This window comes from Ensifer sp., from assembly GCF_031989085.1.
Classification (GTDB): domain Bacteria; phylum Pseudomonadota; class Alphaproteobacteria; order Rhizobiales; family Rhizobiaceae; genus Ensifer.
In genome coordinates, this window is sequence record NZ_DALZXU010000007.1 from 217,834 (window position 1) to 232,756 (window position 14,923).

Consider the following 14,923-nt stretch of genomic DNA (forward strand, 5'->3'; position numbering starts at 1 on the left):
ATCGCCGAATGGGGAGCGACCGCCTGGTGGTAGGGACATGGTGGCAAAGCCGAAACATCCGATCGTTCAATGTTCGGTGGATGAATGCGCTGTTGATCGGAGCTCGGAAACCTTGCGATCGAGATCGACTTTGTAAGGGCCGAATTTCATGAAGAGTTCGCGTGCGGCCAGAGGTTGGAGCCCGTGTGCCTGGATGAACTCTTCGAGGTCGTAACGCGTGTTCCAGCCGCGTACTACCTTACTATATTGCTGCTTCGTGTCTTCGTGTTGCATGGCAGTGTTACTCGAAGTACGGGTGATTGCATCGCCTCGCCGAGGCCTGCTTGGATCACCAAAATCCAATTGCTGGCAAAAGGTTCCAGCGTGGCTCGTCATCTCCATTGTGCCTTTAAAAAGCGATGACTAAGGCACCTCCTAAGCCTCCGAAACAACTGCTTCTTGGCGAAGAGGCGGTGCTGCGTGGCCAGTCGCGCAATCCTCGTGATCCCGATCAGCCGCGATCGTCTTTCGATCCTGCCCGAGACCGCGAACGAGGGAAGAACGTGGGTGGATCGAGGGAGTACCGGGGCAATGCGCTCAACCTTTGATATGATTGCGTCGTTCGGAAATTTCCACGAGCATTCCGGGGTGACACGGAGTTCTACCATGCGCTATCTGTCATTGGCCCCGGTTGAGGTCCGGCTACGCGACGAAATAGTCGGTGGCAGTATCGGCCGTGTTTTCTCGTTCGAGACAAAATCGGTGGCCCGCTGATAGCCGACATGGGTTTCACCCGAGCCGATGTTCCGCATGTCCGGGCTTGCCTCGGCACCTTTCGCATCAGGGGCTACGGGTGCGTTGTCGGCCATCTCGCTGCCGGCCTCGCGCAGAAGGTCCTGGATCGCCTTTTCGGTCTGGCTGTAATTGCCTTCCCCGAAATGATGTTCGCGGATCTGGCCCCTGGCGTCGATTAGGTAGTGGGCCGGCCAGTAGCTGTTCTCGAAGGCGCGCCAGATCGCGTAGTCGTTGTCGATCGCGACGGGATAGCCGATCTTGAAGTCGTCGATGGCCTTTTTGACATTGTCGATCTTCTTCTCGAAGGCGAACTCCGGAGCATGTACGCCGATCACCACCAGGCCCTGGTCCTGGTACTTTTCAGCCCAGGCGCGGACATAGGGAAGGGTGCGGATGCAGTTGATGCAGGAATAGGTCCAGAAATCGACGAGCACGACCTTGCCCCTGAGCTGCTCCATCGTCAGCGGCGGCGAGTTCAGCCATTCGACGGCGCCGTTCAGCGAGGGCGCGAGGCCTTCGATGGGCAGATCGCTGCGGAACGGTTTGCCTTCCTCCGCAAGGCCGATCACTTTGTCGCTGCTTGCGACAACTTGCGAGGGCGCGCCGCCGGTGGGCTTCACATTCAGCCTGTCGAGCACGGCCTGTTCGAAGGCGGCAGTGCTGGCATATGAGAATTGCGCGAGCAGGCCGGTATCGAGCCCAATCGCGATGACCGTGACCCCGGCAAGCACAGTTACCCCCAGCCCCTGGCGGATGCGCTCGGTGACGCCGACCGACTTTTTGATGCAGGCAAAGATCTTTCCGCCGACGGAGAGCGCGAATGCGAGCGAAGTGGCCGCACCGGCCGCATAAGCGAGCAGCAGGAAGGTCGTCTGCAGATTGGCGCCCTGCAAGGCAGCGCCCGTCAGCACGAGGCCGAGGATCGGCCCGGCGCAGGGGGCCCACAAAAGGCCGGTCGCAACGCCGAGAACAAGCCCGCTTGCGGCGGTCGGCGCGGAACTCGTACCGCCGGATACACTCAGCAGGCGGTTGCCGAAATCGACCACCGGCTGGGTGATGAAGCTTGCCATGCGCGGCGAGATCAGGCTGACGCCGAAGGCCGCAAGCAAGGTCAGCGCGGCAAGGCGGCCATACTCGTTGGCATGGATCGCCCAGCTTCCGCCGACGGCGGAAAGTGTGGCGACAACACCGAAGGTGGCGGCCATGCCGACCAGCATGGGCAGCGTGCTGCGCACGAACGGCTGGCCCGAGCGGGCGAAGACGAAGGGAAGAATGGGGAGGATACAGGGGCTGAGGATGGTCAGTGCCCCTCCGAGATAGGCAATGATAAGAAGCGTCATCATCGTTTCCTTTGAACCGGTTTGTCGGGTTCTGGACGGCGATGGAGCTCGACCAGCAACGGCGCCAGTCTGGTCGAGACGATGTATCCCGGATGTGTCCGGCTCGGCGCTCAAATGTACCAAAGTGTAGGGAGCGTCGCGTTCGCGGCGGCGGCGATGATGCCGTGCGAATTGTATCAGAACGTATCGGCAAGGCCGGATGCTACATCCCTATGCAATGAACGCGGATAACCGAAACATCGGGGATACATGCCGGCAGTTTTCTCTCCTCATCAGTTCACAACGGAGAGAATTAATGTCCAGCGATATCAACCTTCAGCGTCGTCGTTTCTTCGGCATGGCCGCCCTTACCGTGGCAGCGGTGGAATTCGGCTTCGGCACAACCGCAAGCGCGAAGTCGTCCACGCCAACGGTTGCCGTCGTCAAGGCCGGTTCGCATACCTCCTTCGAGGCTCTGAAGCAGGTCAAAGCCGGTGTCCTGAAAATCGGTTATGCGGAAGCCGGTCCGGCTGATGGCCCGGTCGTGCTGCTTCTCCACGGTTGGCCCTATGACATCTACAGCTTCGTCGATGTCGCGCCGGTCCTTGCCGATGCCGGCTACCGGGTGCTGATCCCCTATCTGCGCGGCTACGGCACGACCGAGTTCCTCTCTGCCAACACACCGCGCAACGGCCAGCAGACGGCGATCGCGTCCGACATTGTCGCCTTCATGGATGCGCTGAAGATCGAGCGCGCCGTCATAGGCGGTTACGACTGGGGCGGACGCACCGCGGATATTCTCGCGGCTCTTTGGCCGGAACGCTGCAAAGCGCTGGTCTCCGTCAGCGGTTATCTGATTGGCAGCCAGGAGGCGAATCGGAAGCCGCTTGCGCCGCAGGCTGAGCTTTCCTGGTGGTATCAGTTCTATTTCGCCACCGAACGGGGCCAGGCCGGCTACGAAGCAAACCGGCGTGATTTCGCCAAGCTGATCTGGAAGCTCGCCTCGCCGCAATGGAATTTCGATGATGCAACCTTCGACCGTTCGGCCGAGGCCCTCGAAAACCCGGACCATGTCGCCATCACCATTCACAACTATCGCTGGCGGCTTGATCTCGCCAAGGGTGAAACGAAGTATGACGCGCTGGAAAAGAAGCTCGCCGCCTTCCCGGTCATCGCCGTGCCGACCATCACGCTCGAAGGCGATGCCAATGGTGCGCCACATCCGGAGCCTTCGACCTATGCGAAAATGTTCACCGGGAAATACGAGCACCGCACGATCGCCGGCGGAATCGGCCACAACCTGCCGCAGGAAGCGCCGGAGGCTTTTGCCCGGGCGATTCTCGATGTGGAACGCTTTTGAGTTCGCCTTGCCCGCCGCGATCGGATTTGCCTGTTTCGCGGCGGCCGATTTGGAGTCACAAGAGGGAGCGCTATTCCGCCTAGCGCCCAATTCACAGAGGACCCGGAAGCCAGATGGAGCATGTCGACCATATCCTGATCGTCGATGACGATCGCGAAATCCGCGAACTGGTTTCGAGCTACCTGAAGAAAAACGGACTGCGCGCCAGCGTCGCCGCCGATGGCCGCCAGATGCGCAGTTTCCTCGAGGGCAACGCGGTTGATCTGATCGTGCTCGACGTCATGATGCCGGGCGACGACGGGTTGGTGCTCTGCCGCGAATTGCGCGCCGGCAAGCACAAGGCGACGCCCGTCTTGATGCTGACGGCCCGCAGCGACGAGATGGACCGGATCATCGGCCTTGAAATGGGCGCCGACGACTATCTGCCGAAGCCGTTCGCCGCCCGCGAACTTTTGGCTCGGATCAAGGCCGTGCTGCGGCGCACCCGCGCGCTGCCGCCGAACCTGCGGATATCGGAGGCGGGGCAATGGCTTCGCTTCGGCGACTGGCGTCTCGATACGGTCGGCCGGCGTCTTCTCGACAGCCGGGGAACGGAGATTGCGCTCAGCGGCGCCGAATACCGGCTGCTGCGCGTCTTCATCGACCATCCGCAGCGGGTGCTGAATCGCGATCAGCTCCTGAACCTGACGCAGGGCCGTGATACGGACCTCTTTGACCGCTCGATCGACCTTCTCGTTAGCCGCGTCCGTCAGCGGCTGGGGGATGACGCCCGCGAGCCGACCTATATCAAGACAGTGCGAAGCGAAGGTTATGTCTTTTCCGTCACGGTGGAAATCGAAGAGGCGAGGGCATGAGCGCGGCCGCTGCCCTTCGTTCCGGTCTCTGGCCGAACACGCTTCGGGCTCGGCTTTTCCTTATTCTGCTGGCAGGCCTCGCGATCGCCTACGGGCTATCGTTCACCGTCCTCTACCTTGAGCGCACCATGTCTGCCAAGGCCATCATGCTGGGGACGCTGGAAAGCGATGTCGCGACCTCGATCGCGGTTCTCGACCGCCTGCCGGCGGATCAGCGCGGCGGCCTCCTCGACCGCCTCAGCCGCGGCAACTATCGCTTCGAACTCGGGCCCGGCCTGCCGGGCGTGCCCGACACCTCCCGCAAGGCGCGGGAAATCGGCGGCAGGATCGAAGACGCGATCGGCGGCAGCTATCCCCTGCGTATCGAATCCATCCCTGGCGACATCACGCGGCTTCAAGCGCATGTGACGCTGAGCGACGGAGGTCCTCTGACCATCGACATCACGCCGCGGCCTCCGATGCCGATCGCGGCATGGCTGCCCTATGTGCTGGCCGTTCAGATGGCGCTTTTGCTGCTCTGCACCTGGTTTGCCGTCCGTCAGGCGATCCGCCCGCTCGGTACGCTGGCAGCGGCGGCCGATGCGCTCGACCCCAACAAGAAGGACCCGCCGCTCAGCGAGGCCGGGCCGAGCGAGGTCGCGCATGCGGCGCGCGCCTTCAACGCCATGCGCGAAAGGATCGCGCATTACCTTGAGGAGCGCGTCCAGATCCTTGCCGCGATCTCCCACGACCTACAGACGCCGATCACCCGCATGCGGCTGCGCGCCGACATGGCCGACGACACCCCCGAAAAGGAGAAACTGGTTCGCGATCTCGGCGAGATCGAGCGGCTGGTGCAAGACGGTATCGCCTATGCCCGCAGCGCCCACGGCAACGGCGAAAAACTTTCCCGCATCGACCTGTCGTCCTTCATCGACAGCATCGCCTATGACTATCAGGATACCGGCAAGGCCGTCAGCGTCATCGGCTTGGTGCAAGGTGTTGCCGCGACCAAGCCGCATGCGCTTCGCCGCATTCTCACGAATTTCGTCGACAATGCGCTGAAATTCGCCGGTGCAGCGGAAATCGGCTTCGAACGGAGGGGCGAGGGAGTGATTGCCATCACCGTGATGGATCGCGGCACCGGCATTCCCGATGCCATGCTCGACGCCGCCATGCAGCCTTTCTTCCGGCTTGAGCAATCGCGCAACCGAGAAACTGGCGGAACGGGGCTTGGCCTTGCCATCGCCGAGCAACTGGCCGCTACGATCGGCGGTTCCGTGCGGCTCTATAACAGGGAAGGCGGCGGGCTTGCTGCCGAAGTCACCATCCGCGCCAGCTGAAGATGTAAGCGAAAATGTCCCGATCGGCCGGCGCTACTCTTTGATACAGTTCGGCTGATTTTCGGACACAGAGGGGATACGTCGGCGCGTCAGAACCACTCCGTCACCAGATGCCGCAAGGGCGGCTCGTAACCAAGGAGTGTTCCCATGATGCAGATCGAAAAGGTCCTCTACACCGGCAAGACCCATACCACCGGCGGTCGCGACGGCTTTACCCGCAGCAGCGACGCGGAGCTTGACGTCAAGCTTTCGCCTCCGGGCAACGGCAAGGCGGGCACCAATCCGGAACAGCTCTTCGCGGCGGGCTGGTCGGCCTGCTTCATCGGCGCCATGGGCCTTGCCGCCTGCAAGCGCAAGCTCAAGCTTCCGGCAGATACCGCCGTCGATGCGGAAGTCGATCTCGGCACGACGGAGGGCGCCTACTTCCTGCAAGCCCGCCTGACCGTCAGCCTACCCGGTCTCGACACCGACCTCGCTCGTGCATTCGTCGAGGAAGCACATCAGACATGCCCCTACTCGAAGGCGACGCGTGGCAATATCCATGTCGAGCTGATCGTTGCGCAGTGAATCGCGTGTGCTTGCCGCATGTCATCGGCATGCGGCGGGCAGGCTCGTCATCCGGCACCCGCCACATCTTTGGAGAACCCTGTGAAAATGCTGATCACCGGCTTCCTGATCGCCGCCGTCCTTGCTGCCCCTTGTATCTACGATGTCGCCTCGAAGGAACCGTCCTCGCTCGCAGGTCTTTTCGCGATACTCTAGCCAACCTGGCAAACGATCTTGTCCGCGGCGTTCTTCGGGTACCTCGATGAACGCCGCGTGTTTTGGCTGGAACGTCGAGGTGCGGCGCACCGGATGTCCCTCTCAAGGATTTCGGATGATGCACCAGCCTTGGGCATATTCGACCATGATAGACGAGTTCCACGGCAAGGCGGCCGCCTTCGCGATTGAAAATCCGGATCAAACCGGCCGCCGCCCCACGGTTAGCGCTCATCGCCCATTCGATGAAGGGTTGAGAGCAAGCAGTCTATTGAGAGGTCCCGGACGCATTGTGTTTGGCATCTTTCGCTATCTGCGCCAGTGTCGTGGCAGCGTACGTCGCAATCAGACGGGCCTCTGCCGCCGCATGCGCCTTTTCCAGTACAGAATTTGATGCACGCTCGACTGGGCAGGTTGGGTGATCTCGCGAGATGGGAGCGTTGAGGATAGCCCCCTTTGTTAGAGCGCGCTGGACGTCAAGCACAGTGACCTGGTCGAGCGACCGGGTCAATTTCCAACCGCCTCCTCTGCCGCCTTCGGATTCAACAATTCCATGTTCACGCAGCGCCCCGAGCGTACGGCGCACAACAACGGGATTTGTGTTGAGCATCAATGCAATTTGTTCTGATGTTTCCCTGCCGCCGAGCAGTCCCATGTGAACCAACACGTGCAGCATTCTGGCGAGCCGACCGTCGGTCGTCATCACGGACCTTTCTGCAACAATTATAGTTACGCTATCTTGACATCCAGATATTATCGTAACACACGTTGTTACGCGATAGAAATAGCGCAAATGCGACGCCGCCGCTTTTTGAGTTTTTCGCCGCTCGTCATTGCTTTTCCATCAATCGTCCTGTCAGCAAATCAGGAGGCTCCCGTGAAAGACACACTTATAAAAACCCGCACGATCAACATGAGCATCCTCGATGCGGGTCAAGGCCCGTTGGTTCTCTTCTGCCACGGCTTCCCTGAGACCAAATACGCGTGGCGACACCAGATACACGCACTTGCACAAGCTGGATACCGAGCGGTTGCGCCAGATATGAGAGGCTATGGCGGCACCGACGCGCCTGAGCACCTATATCAATACACAGTCTTTCACGCAGTTGGCGACCTTGTGGCACTACTTGATGCGCTTGGTGAGCACCAGGCTGTCGTCGTCGGCCACGACTGGGGTGCGACCATTGCATGGCAAGCTGCGCTGATGCGACCAGATCGGTTCCGTGCTGTCGTCGCGCTCAGCGTGCCGATGATGGGACAGCCACCTGTGCCACCGTCAAAGATTTTCCCGCAGACCGAAGACGCACTTTTCTACACGCTGTATTTTCAGAAGCCCAAGCTCGCCGATGAGGAGTTTAGTCGCGATGTGAGCTTGACTCTTCGCAAGATCATGTTCGCAGCAAGTGGGGAAGCAGGCCGACGTAAGCCGGGCGATGGGACACCCAATCCATTCGGAATGGTCGCCAAGGGCGCCGGGTTGCTAGCAAGCCTCCCAACCCCCGCCAAGCTGCCGGAATGGCTACCCAGTCGAGAATTCGACCAACTGATCAGAGCCTTCGAGTTATCAGGTTTCACCGGAGGACTGAACTACTATCGCAATATTGATCGCAACTGGGAACTGCAGCAGGGCTTCGTCGGCCAACTGATCCGGGTGCCCGCATTCTTCATGATCGGCGACCGCGATACTGGCCTCGCAATACCCGGCATGGATCAGATTATCACTGCAATGCCGAACTTGGTTCCTGACTTGCGAGGCTCTCATGTCCTTCAAGACGCGGGTCATTGGCTTCAGCAAGAGCGAGCCAAGGACGTATCGGAGTTAACGATCAATTTTCTGGGCGGGCTTTAGATGTCCCGGATCGGATTGTCTCTCGTCTGGCCGAGGCGAGACGAATCCGACCGGCAGCTAGTTGGTCATGTTGCGGGTTTCACAAAGTGCGGGACAAGGATTTCAGTAAGTCGCGGACAGCATCGCGACAGATTTAGATCGATTTTCGTGAGCGCCAATCTGGCACTTTGCCCTCGTGTTTTTGAGCGAGGAATTGATGCCCAGACGGAAGCTAGCGAGACATACCGACGTGTAGGACATCCGATCGATCCTGCGGCTGACGCTCGAGCAGGATTGTCGATACGCGCCGTTTCCGAGCGGCTGAAGATGAGCAGGACATCGGTTTCGACGTATCTGCTGCGGGCGCGGGAAGGCTGGGCTTGCGGTCTGTCCTCTTCCACCTGGCCTGGACGAGGACGACGTTCTGGACCAACGACTATTCCGCCGAATGGGGCGACCTCCGCGCGATACCGACGAACCGAATTGGCCAAAGGTGGCCAGCGAATTGAAGGGCAAGGGCGTGACGCTCAATCTGCTATGGCAGGAATACCGGGAAGCCCATCCGGATGGCTATGGCTATACGTGGTCTTGCTGCCGGTTTGCCGATCACGAAAGCCGGGCAAAACCCACCTATCGCAGCCGTCATGCTGGTGGCGCTATGGAATGCGACTAGTCAAGACACCAGCGAGCAGTTCCAGCGTCTCATGGCGGATCACGGCATCACATGCTCGATGAACCGATCCTTCAATGTCTGGGACAATGCCGGGATGGAAAGCTTCTTCTCATCACTCAAAACGGAAGGACTGCTCGCAAAGTCTATAGGACCAGGGAAGATGCTAAGGCAGACCTGTTCGACTACATTGAGCGCTTCTACAATCCGAAGCGTTCCCATTCGACACTGGGCTATCTCAGCCCGATGGAATTTGAAAACAAGGTGGGGTTAGCCTAACTCGGTGTCCGAAAATCCGGCAGCAGGCCATAACGCGCCCGGCTATGCCCGCTTGATGTGCAAGCTCCTGTTCTCCGGTGACGGCATCGCTGTATCCGAGACGCTTATCCGTTTCTCTCCGCTGCTTCACCCTTGGCTCTTCGACAGCTCGTGCGTCGTTTGCGCGAGTTTCGCATTGGCCCCTTGACGTCGCCGCACATATCATACAGCCATGATTAATACGTATTACATGTTCGTCGCAATCAAGGAGGCGTTTGACACGGTGGCAACGACCTATGATCAGGTCCGTGCTAATTCGATTGACCCAATCATGGATTTGGATTGCACGGAAGTTCCGTTCCGCCAGGCCGGCCTTGATACACAACGCGCTGGTCAGCGCAGCGGTGACGGCCGCGCCCCCAAATGACTGGCTGCAAGCCCGTCCGCGAGCGCCAACGCCTGTTCGGGTTCGTCCAGCTTCATCAAGCCACCATCCCGACTCTGGCGGACTCTATTCAAATGATCGCGCGGACTGAGACCCAGCGTTCGCTTGAACATACGGGAGAAGTAATAGGGGTCGGAATAGCCGACTTCGGTGGCGGCCGCGGCCACAGAGAGGCCAGCCTCAAGGAAATGCATGGCGCGCTCCATGCGTTTCAGTTCCTGGTATTTTCGCGGTGTGCGGCTCACACGTTTTTGAAACTCGCGGAGGAAATAGTCGCGGTTGTAGGGCGAGGCATCGACTGCCCGGGACGCAATTTCAGGGTCGAGCGGGTTGGCGGATATCATTGTGGCGGCCTTCATCACGGCAAGGGCGATCGCATCGGCGCCTTCCGGCAGATAGGTGGCATGGTCTCGCCAACCGATGAAGGCGTCCTCGATGAAGGCAATGAGCAACACCATGAAGAGATGATGCTGGCCCAGCGTAACGGAGGAGGGGGGAGCACTTTGGCGATAATGACGCACCAACGGTTCGAGAAGCGGCCAACGTGTCAGTCGCAGTTTCAGTTGCAGGTCCATTTGCGCGATCAGATCATGGCGCCCATAGATCTCGAGCGTGAAGTGCTGGGCGACACCGAGATAGGTCTCCCGCCCCTCATTCCAGCCAACGAAGCGCTGACCGCGAGAAATCAGCATCGCATCACCCGGCTCCATGATCACCGGCTCGCCGTCGATCAGGTATTGCCCGCACCCATCGAGGCAGATCACGAGATCATCGACCTCATTGGATTTGTCGATCCGCCAGGTGTGCGAGTGCTCCATGCGGATTGCTGCGCGCGTCAAATTGAGAGTGAGTGCTGCAGGTGGAATCGCGGAGAGAATTCCACCTTCAATTTCGTCCATCTTTTTCCTCGCCTTTGTGAATTCATTCTGCAGGACGGATGGGCGATTGTCATCGCATAAATCGCTTATGCGCACCGTATCGCCAGGGAGGAGAGATCGGTCGCAGGGAAAAGGGGAGAGATCCCGTGTTCTCTGTACCGATCCGGGAGCATAATTTGTACGAAACTGTATCTATGAGAGCTGCGCTTCCGTGCCGTCCGGGAGGAAGGGGATGAAAGGGCAGCGGCTTCTCGGGCTCGGCTATCTCGCGCCATACATCATCGGGCTACTGATTTTCACAGCCATTCCGTTCGTTGGCTCGTTCTACCTGAGCTTCACGCGCTACGACCTGATGAGCGAGCCGCGCTGGACGGGGCTTGCCAACTATGAACGGCTTTTTACTAGAGACCGCACCTTCATCAAATCCTTAAACGTGACGCTGCTCTACGTGTTCGTGACCGTACCGCTGAAGCTTGCCTTCGCACTTTTCATCGCTGCGATCCTGAATTACCGGTTGAAATTCATTGGCCTATTCCGCACAGCTTTCTATGTGCCATCGATCCTGGGAGGTTCGATCGCGATCGCCGTACTTTGGCGCTATGTCTTTGCCTCAGAGGGGCTTGCGAACATGGCGCTCGCGACGCTCGGGCTCGCGCCGGTCGACTGGTTCGGCGATCCGACGAACGCGCTCTTCACCATTACGCTGCTGCGCTGCTGGCAGTTTGGCTCCGCCATGGTGATTTTCCTGGCAGCGCTGCAATCCATCGACAAGTCGCTCTATGAGGCAGCCGCCATCGACGGCGCTGGCAAGGTGCGGACCTTCTTCTGGATTACGCTTCCGCTGCTGACCCCGGTCATTTTCTTCAACCTCATCATGCAGATGGTTCAGGCATTCCAGGAATTCAACGGCCCCTACATCATCACCCAGGGCGGCCCGCTGAAGGCAACCTACCTGCTGCCTCTCTATATCTATGACGAGGCGTTCAAGAAATTCAACATGGGATACGCCTCGTCCATTGCCTGGGTTCTCTTCACCATCATCACCGTGCTGACCCTCTTAGCCTTCTGGTCCTCGAAAAAGTGGGTCTACTACGCCGGCGACAAGAGGAACTGATCCATGGCAGATCTTCAAACGCTCAACGACCGCCATGCCACACGCCGCGCAAGGCTCAGCCTGATCTCAACGACAATTCGTTACGTCCTGCTCTTCACGGTTGGCTTCGTGATGCTCTATCCGCTGATCTGGCTGGTCGGCGCAAGTTTCAAGACAAACTCGGAGATTTTCGCTGGCGCGGGTTTCCTGCCCGAGAACCCGACAGCCGATGGCTATGTCAAGGGCTGGCAGACGTCGACGCCCTATACGTTCGGCCGCTTCTTCTGGAATTCGTTTCTGATCATCCTACCGAAGGTGATCGGCACGGCCATTTCCTGCACCATGGCTGCCTACGCCTTCGCGCGGTTCGATTTCCCGTTCAAAAAGGTGCTCTTCGCATCGGTGATCGCGATCCTGCTTTTGCCGAACGTCGTGACGCGCATCCCGCAATACATCCTGTTTCGTGATCTCGGCTGGCTCGACAGCTTCCTGCCGCTCTGGGTGCCCTCGGCCTTTGCGGGTGACGCGTTCTTCGTTTTCATGCTGGTCCAGTTCCTGCGCTCGCTGCCGTCAGACATGGAAGAGGCGGCGCGCGTAGACGGGGCCAACAGTCTCCAGACACTCGTCTACATTGTCGTCCCAATGCTGGCGCCCGCGCTGATCTCTGTCTGCCTGTTCCAGTTCATGTGGACCATGAACGACTTTCTCGGGCCGCTGATATACCTGTCGTCGGTCGACAAATACCCGGTGAGCCTCGCGCTCAAACTCTCCATCGACACGACGGAAGCTTTCGAATGGAACCGCATTCTCGCAATGTCGGTGCTGACCATCACGCCCGCTCTCGTCGTGTTCTTCGCTGCGCAACGATACTTCATTGAAGGGATCTCCTCCGGGGGAGTCAAAGGCTGACCATGGCAAAGGTTCAACTGAAAGACCTCGAAAAGATTTACGGCGGCGCGTTCAAGGCGGTCCACGGCATCAACCTCGATATCGAGGATGGCGAGTTCATGGTATTCGTTGGCCCGTCGGGCTGCGCCAAGTCCACCACGTTGCGCATGGTGGCGGGGCTTGAGGAAATCTCGGGCGGCGAGATCGTGATCGGCGAGCAGCGCGTCAACGATCTGCCTCCCGGCAAACGCTCGATCGCGATGGTGTTCCAGAACTATGCACTCTATCCCCACATGAAGGTGCGCGGCAACCTCGCCTTCGGATTGAAGATTGCCGGCAAGCCGAAGGTCGAGATCGAGGCCGCCATCACACATGTGGCCAGGATCCTTGAGATCGAGCCGCTGCTCGACCGCCTGCCGAAACAGCTCTCCGGTGGCCAGGCGCAGCGCGTGGCACTCGGGCGCGCCCTCATCAAGAAGCCGGGCGTCTTCCTGTTCGACGAGCCGCTTTCCAATCTCGACGCCAAGCTGCGTGCCTCGATGCGGGTGCGCATCACCGACCTGCACCGCCAGTTAAAAGCCGAAGGTCTGTCCTCGACGGTCATATACGTCACGCACGACCAGACGGAGGCCATGACCATGGGCGACCGGATCTGCGTCATGCAGGCTGGGCGCATAATGCAGGTGGCGACACCGAAGGAGCTCTATAATCGTCCGGCAAACCTGTTTGTCGCCGGCTTCATCGGCAGCCCCGAGATGAACCTCGTTGACGCGACTTTCGAAGGAAGCGAACTGCGGATCGGCAGCCAGCGCCTGGAACTCGGCACCAATCTCGAACGCAGACTTTCGGCCCGACCTTCCGAGGCTGTGCTCGGCATGCGCCCGCAGCATCTTTCGCTCTCAGCCGACGGGCGGGGTCTCTCGGCGCGGCTCACCAATGCCGAGTTCATGGGGCACGAGGTCTATCTTCATGCTGATCTCGAAGGGCGAAAGCTGGTGAGTGTCGTGGGTGCTGCCGAGTTCGAGGCGCTTGGGCGATCGGACGTGATCTGCCTGCGTCCCGATCCTGCGCACCTGCATCTATTCGACAAGACCGACGGCCGGAACGTCTCGCTGTGAGGAGGCAGCGTTTGGCCCAAATCCAAGGAGGAGAAGTCCTATGACGATGAAGAGAATGATTACAGCACTGGCCAGCGTTGCTTATGGCGCCCTGGCACTTGGAACCGTAGCTCACGCCGGTGAATTGCGTATGTCCTGGTGGGGCGGCGAGAGCCGACACGTCGCCACCCAGAAGGCGATCGCCGCGTGCGGCGAGAAATACGGTCACACCGTCAAGGGCGAGTTCACCGGCTTTGACGGCTATCTTGAAAAGCTGACGACCCAGATGGCCGGCAAGACCGAAGCCGACATCGTCCAGGTCAACTGGCCCTGGCTGCCGCTGTTCTCGAAAAATGGCGACGGTTTCGCCAATCTTCGCAACCTCAAGGCAATCGATCTTTCCAACTGGACTGAGGCGGATCTGTCGGCCGGGTCGATGAACGGCGTATTGCAGGGGCTCTCCGTTTCGACGACAGGCCGCGTCTTCTTCTTCAACGCTACTACCTTCGAAAGGGCGGGCGTCGCCATACCGAAGAGCTGGGACGAGTTCTTCTCCGCCACGGCGACGATCAAGGAAAAGCTCGGCAAGGACTACTACACCTTTAACGCCGTCAAGGAGACGGCGCAGCTGTTGACGACCCTGGCCGTCGTCCAGAAGACCGGCAAGGATCTTGTCGACCCAGCGACCAATCGCGTCGCCTGGACGCCTGAGGAACTCGCAGAAGGCATTTCGTTCCTCGGCAAACTGGTCGAGACCGGTGCGATCCGATCGCAGAAGGAAGAGGCTGCCGACGGCAACGTCAATCTGTTCGAGAAGCCGGCCTGGGCCGGCGGCAAGATCGCCGGTTCCTACGAGTGGGATTCGACCTATTCGAAATATGCTGATCCGTTGAAGGACGGCCAGGTGCTGAAGCCCGTGTCGATGCTGAAGCTGCCGGATGCGGTGACTGAAGGCGTTTATCGCAAGCCCTCGATGGTCTTTTCCATCTCGAAGAATTCCAAGGACCCAGAAGCGGCGGCTCAGATCGTGAATTGCCTGCTCAATGAACCTGAGGGCATCGATGCGCTTGGAACGTCGCGCGGATTGCCGGCGTCGAAGGCGGCCGCAGCTCGCCTTGGCGATAAGGGAGAGCCAGAAGTGCGTGCCGCAAACGCTATCGTCATTGCTGCGAGCGGCCCGGCCGTCTCTCCGTTCAACGAACATCCGGAAGTGCGCGCAGCCTTCATCGATACGCTGGAGGAATTCGCCTACGGCCAGCTGAAGGCGGATGAGGCAGCCGCACAGATCATCGATACGGTGAACGACGTGCTGGCGGAGTTCGATTGATGTCAGGCTTCCCGTCGCGGTTTTTCGCGGCGGGCTCTCCCTTCACTGGAT

General features: G+C 59.6%; 11 protein-coding genes and 3 pseudogenes. 11 read left to right on the top strand and 3 right to left on the bottom strand.

What is annotated here, in order from left to right; translation table 11 throughout:
• Positions 1-684: 684 nt before the first annotated feature.
• Positions 685-2,114, bottom strand: a pseudogene (locus tag RTP54_RS24550) (cytochrome c biogenesis protein DipZ); the annotation flags it as partial.
• Between the two features lie 295 nt (positions 2,115-2,409).
• Between RTP54_RS24550 and RTP54_RS24555 the strand changes: the two are divergent.
• From RTP54_RS24555 to RTP54_RS24570, 4 genes are all read left to right on the top strand, one after another.
• Positions 2,410-3,453: an alpha/beta hydrolase gene (locus tag RTP54_RS24555; protein ID WP_312366164.1), complete on the top strand. Its 1,044-nt coding sequence runs from the start codon at positions 2,410-2,412 to the stop codon at positions 3,451-3,453.
• 113 nt (positions 3,454-3,566) lie between these two features.
• Positions 3,567-4,307: a response regulator gene (locus tag RTP54_RS24560; RefSeq protein ID WP_312366165.1), complete on the top strand. Its 741-nt coding sequence runs from the start codon at positions 3,567-3,569 to the stop codon at positions 4,305-4,307.
• Positions 4,304-5,629, top strand: coding sequence for a HAMP domain-containing sensor histidine kinase (locus RTP54_RS24565; protein ID WP_312366166.1), 1,326 nt, complete (start codon positions 4,304-4,306; stop codon positions 5,627-5,629). Before RTP54_RS24560 ends, RTP54_RS24565 begins: the two co-directional genes overlap by 4 nt.
• Positions 5,630-5,776: 147 nt before the next feature.
• Entirely contained in the window at positions 5,777-6,196 is a 420-nt protein-coding gene (locus RTP54_RS24570) for an organic hydroperoxide resistance protein (protein WP_312366167.1), read from the top strand.
• Positions 6,197-6,656: 460 nt separating this feature from the next.
• Here RTP54_RS24570 and RTP54_RS24575 read toward each other — a convergent pair whose 3' ends face one another.
• The gene (locus RTP54_RS24575; RefSeq protein ID WP_312366168.1) at positions 6,657-7,091 is read right to left on the bottom strand and encodes an Rrf2 family transcriptional regulator; all 435 of its coding nucleotides are present in this window, start codon (positions 7,089-7,091) and stop codon (positions 6,657-6,659) included.
• 174 nt (positions 7,092-7,265) lie between these two features.
• Here RTP54_RS24575 and RTP54_RS24580 point away from each other — a divergent pair, with 174 nt between their 5' ends.
• From RTP54_RS24580 to RTP54_RS24590, 3 genes and pseudogenes are all read left to right on the top strand, one after another.
• Complete coding sequence (locus RTP54_RS24580; protein WP_409517198.1) at positions 7,266-8,237, top strand: alpha/beta hydrolase; 972 nt, start codon at positions 7,266-7,268, stop codon at positions 8,235-8,237.
• 238 nt (positions 8,238-8,475) lie between these two features.
• A pseudogene (locus RTP54_RS24585) lies at positions 8,476-8,877 on the top strand (IS21 family transposase); the annotation flags it as partial.
• A 10-nt stretch (positions 8,878-8,887) separates the two neighbouring features.
• Positions 8,888-9,165 (top strand): annotated as a pseudogene (locus RTP54_RS24590) (IS3 family transposase); the annotation flags it as partial.
• Between the two features lie 372 nt (positions 9,166-9,537).
• Here the strand turns inward: RTP54_RS24590 and RTP54_RS24595 are convergent.
• Positions 9,538-10,488 (bottom strand): AraC family transcriptional regulator, encoded by a 951-nt coding sequence (locus tag RTP54_RS24595; protein ID WP_312366169.1) that lies wholly within the window; start codon positions 10,486-10,488, stop codon positions 9,538-9,540.
• Positions 10,489-10,699: 211 nt separating this feature from the next.
• Between RTP54_RS24595 and RTP54_RS24600 the strand changes: the two genes are divergently transcribed.
• Genes RTP54_RS24600 through RTP54_RS24615 form a run of 4 tightly spaced genes read left to right on the top strand, consistent with a single transcriptional unit; the run spans position 10,700 to position 14,872 of the window.
• On the top strand, positions 10,700-11,581 hold the full coding sequence (locus RTP54_RS24600) for a carbohydrate ABC transporter permease (protein WP_112810179.1): 882 nt from the start codon (positions 10,700-10,702) through the stop codon (positions 11,579-11,581).
• A gap of 3 nt (positions 11,582-11,584) precedes the next feature.
• On the top strand, positions 11,585-12,469 hold the full coding sequence (locus RTP54_RS24605; protein ID WP_112810180.1) for a carbohydrate ABC transporter permease: 885 nt from the start codon (positions 11,585-11,587) through the stop codon (positions 12,467-12,469).
• A 2-nt stretch (positions 12,470-12,471) separates the two neighbouring features.
• Positions 12,472-13,566, top strand: coding sequence for a sn-glycerol-3-phosphate ABC transporter ATP-binding protein UgpC (locus tag RTP54_RS24610; protein WP_312366170.1), 1,095 nt, complete (start codon positions 12,472-12,474; stop codon positions 13,564-13,566).
• Between the two features lie 40 nt (positions 13,567-13,606).
• The gene (locus RTP54_RS24615) at positions 13,607-14,872 is read left to right on the top strand and encodes an ABC transporter substrate-binding protein (RefSeq protein WP_312366171.1); all 1,266 of its coding nucleotides are present in this window, start codon (positions 13,607-13,609) and stop codon (positions 14,870-14,872) included.
• The last annotated feature ends 51 nt before the right edge of the window (positions 14,873-14,923 follow it).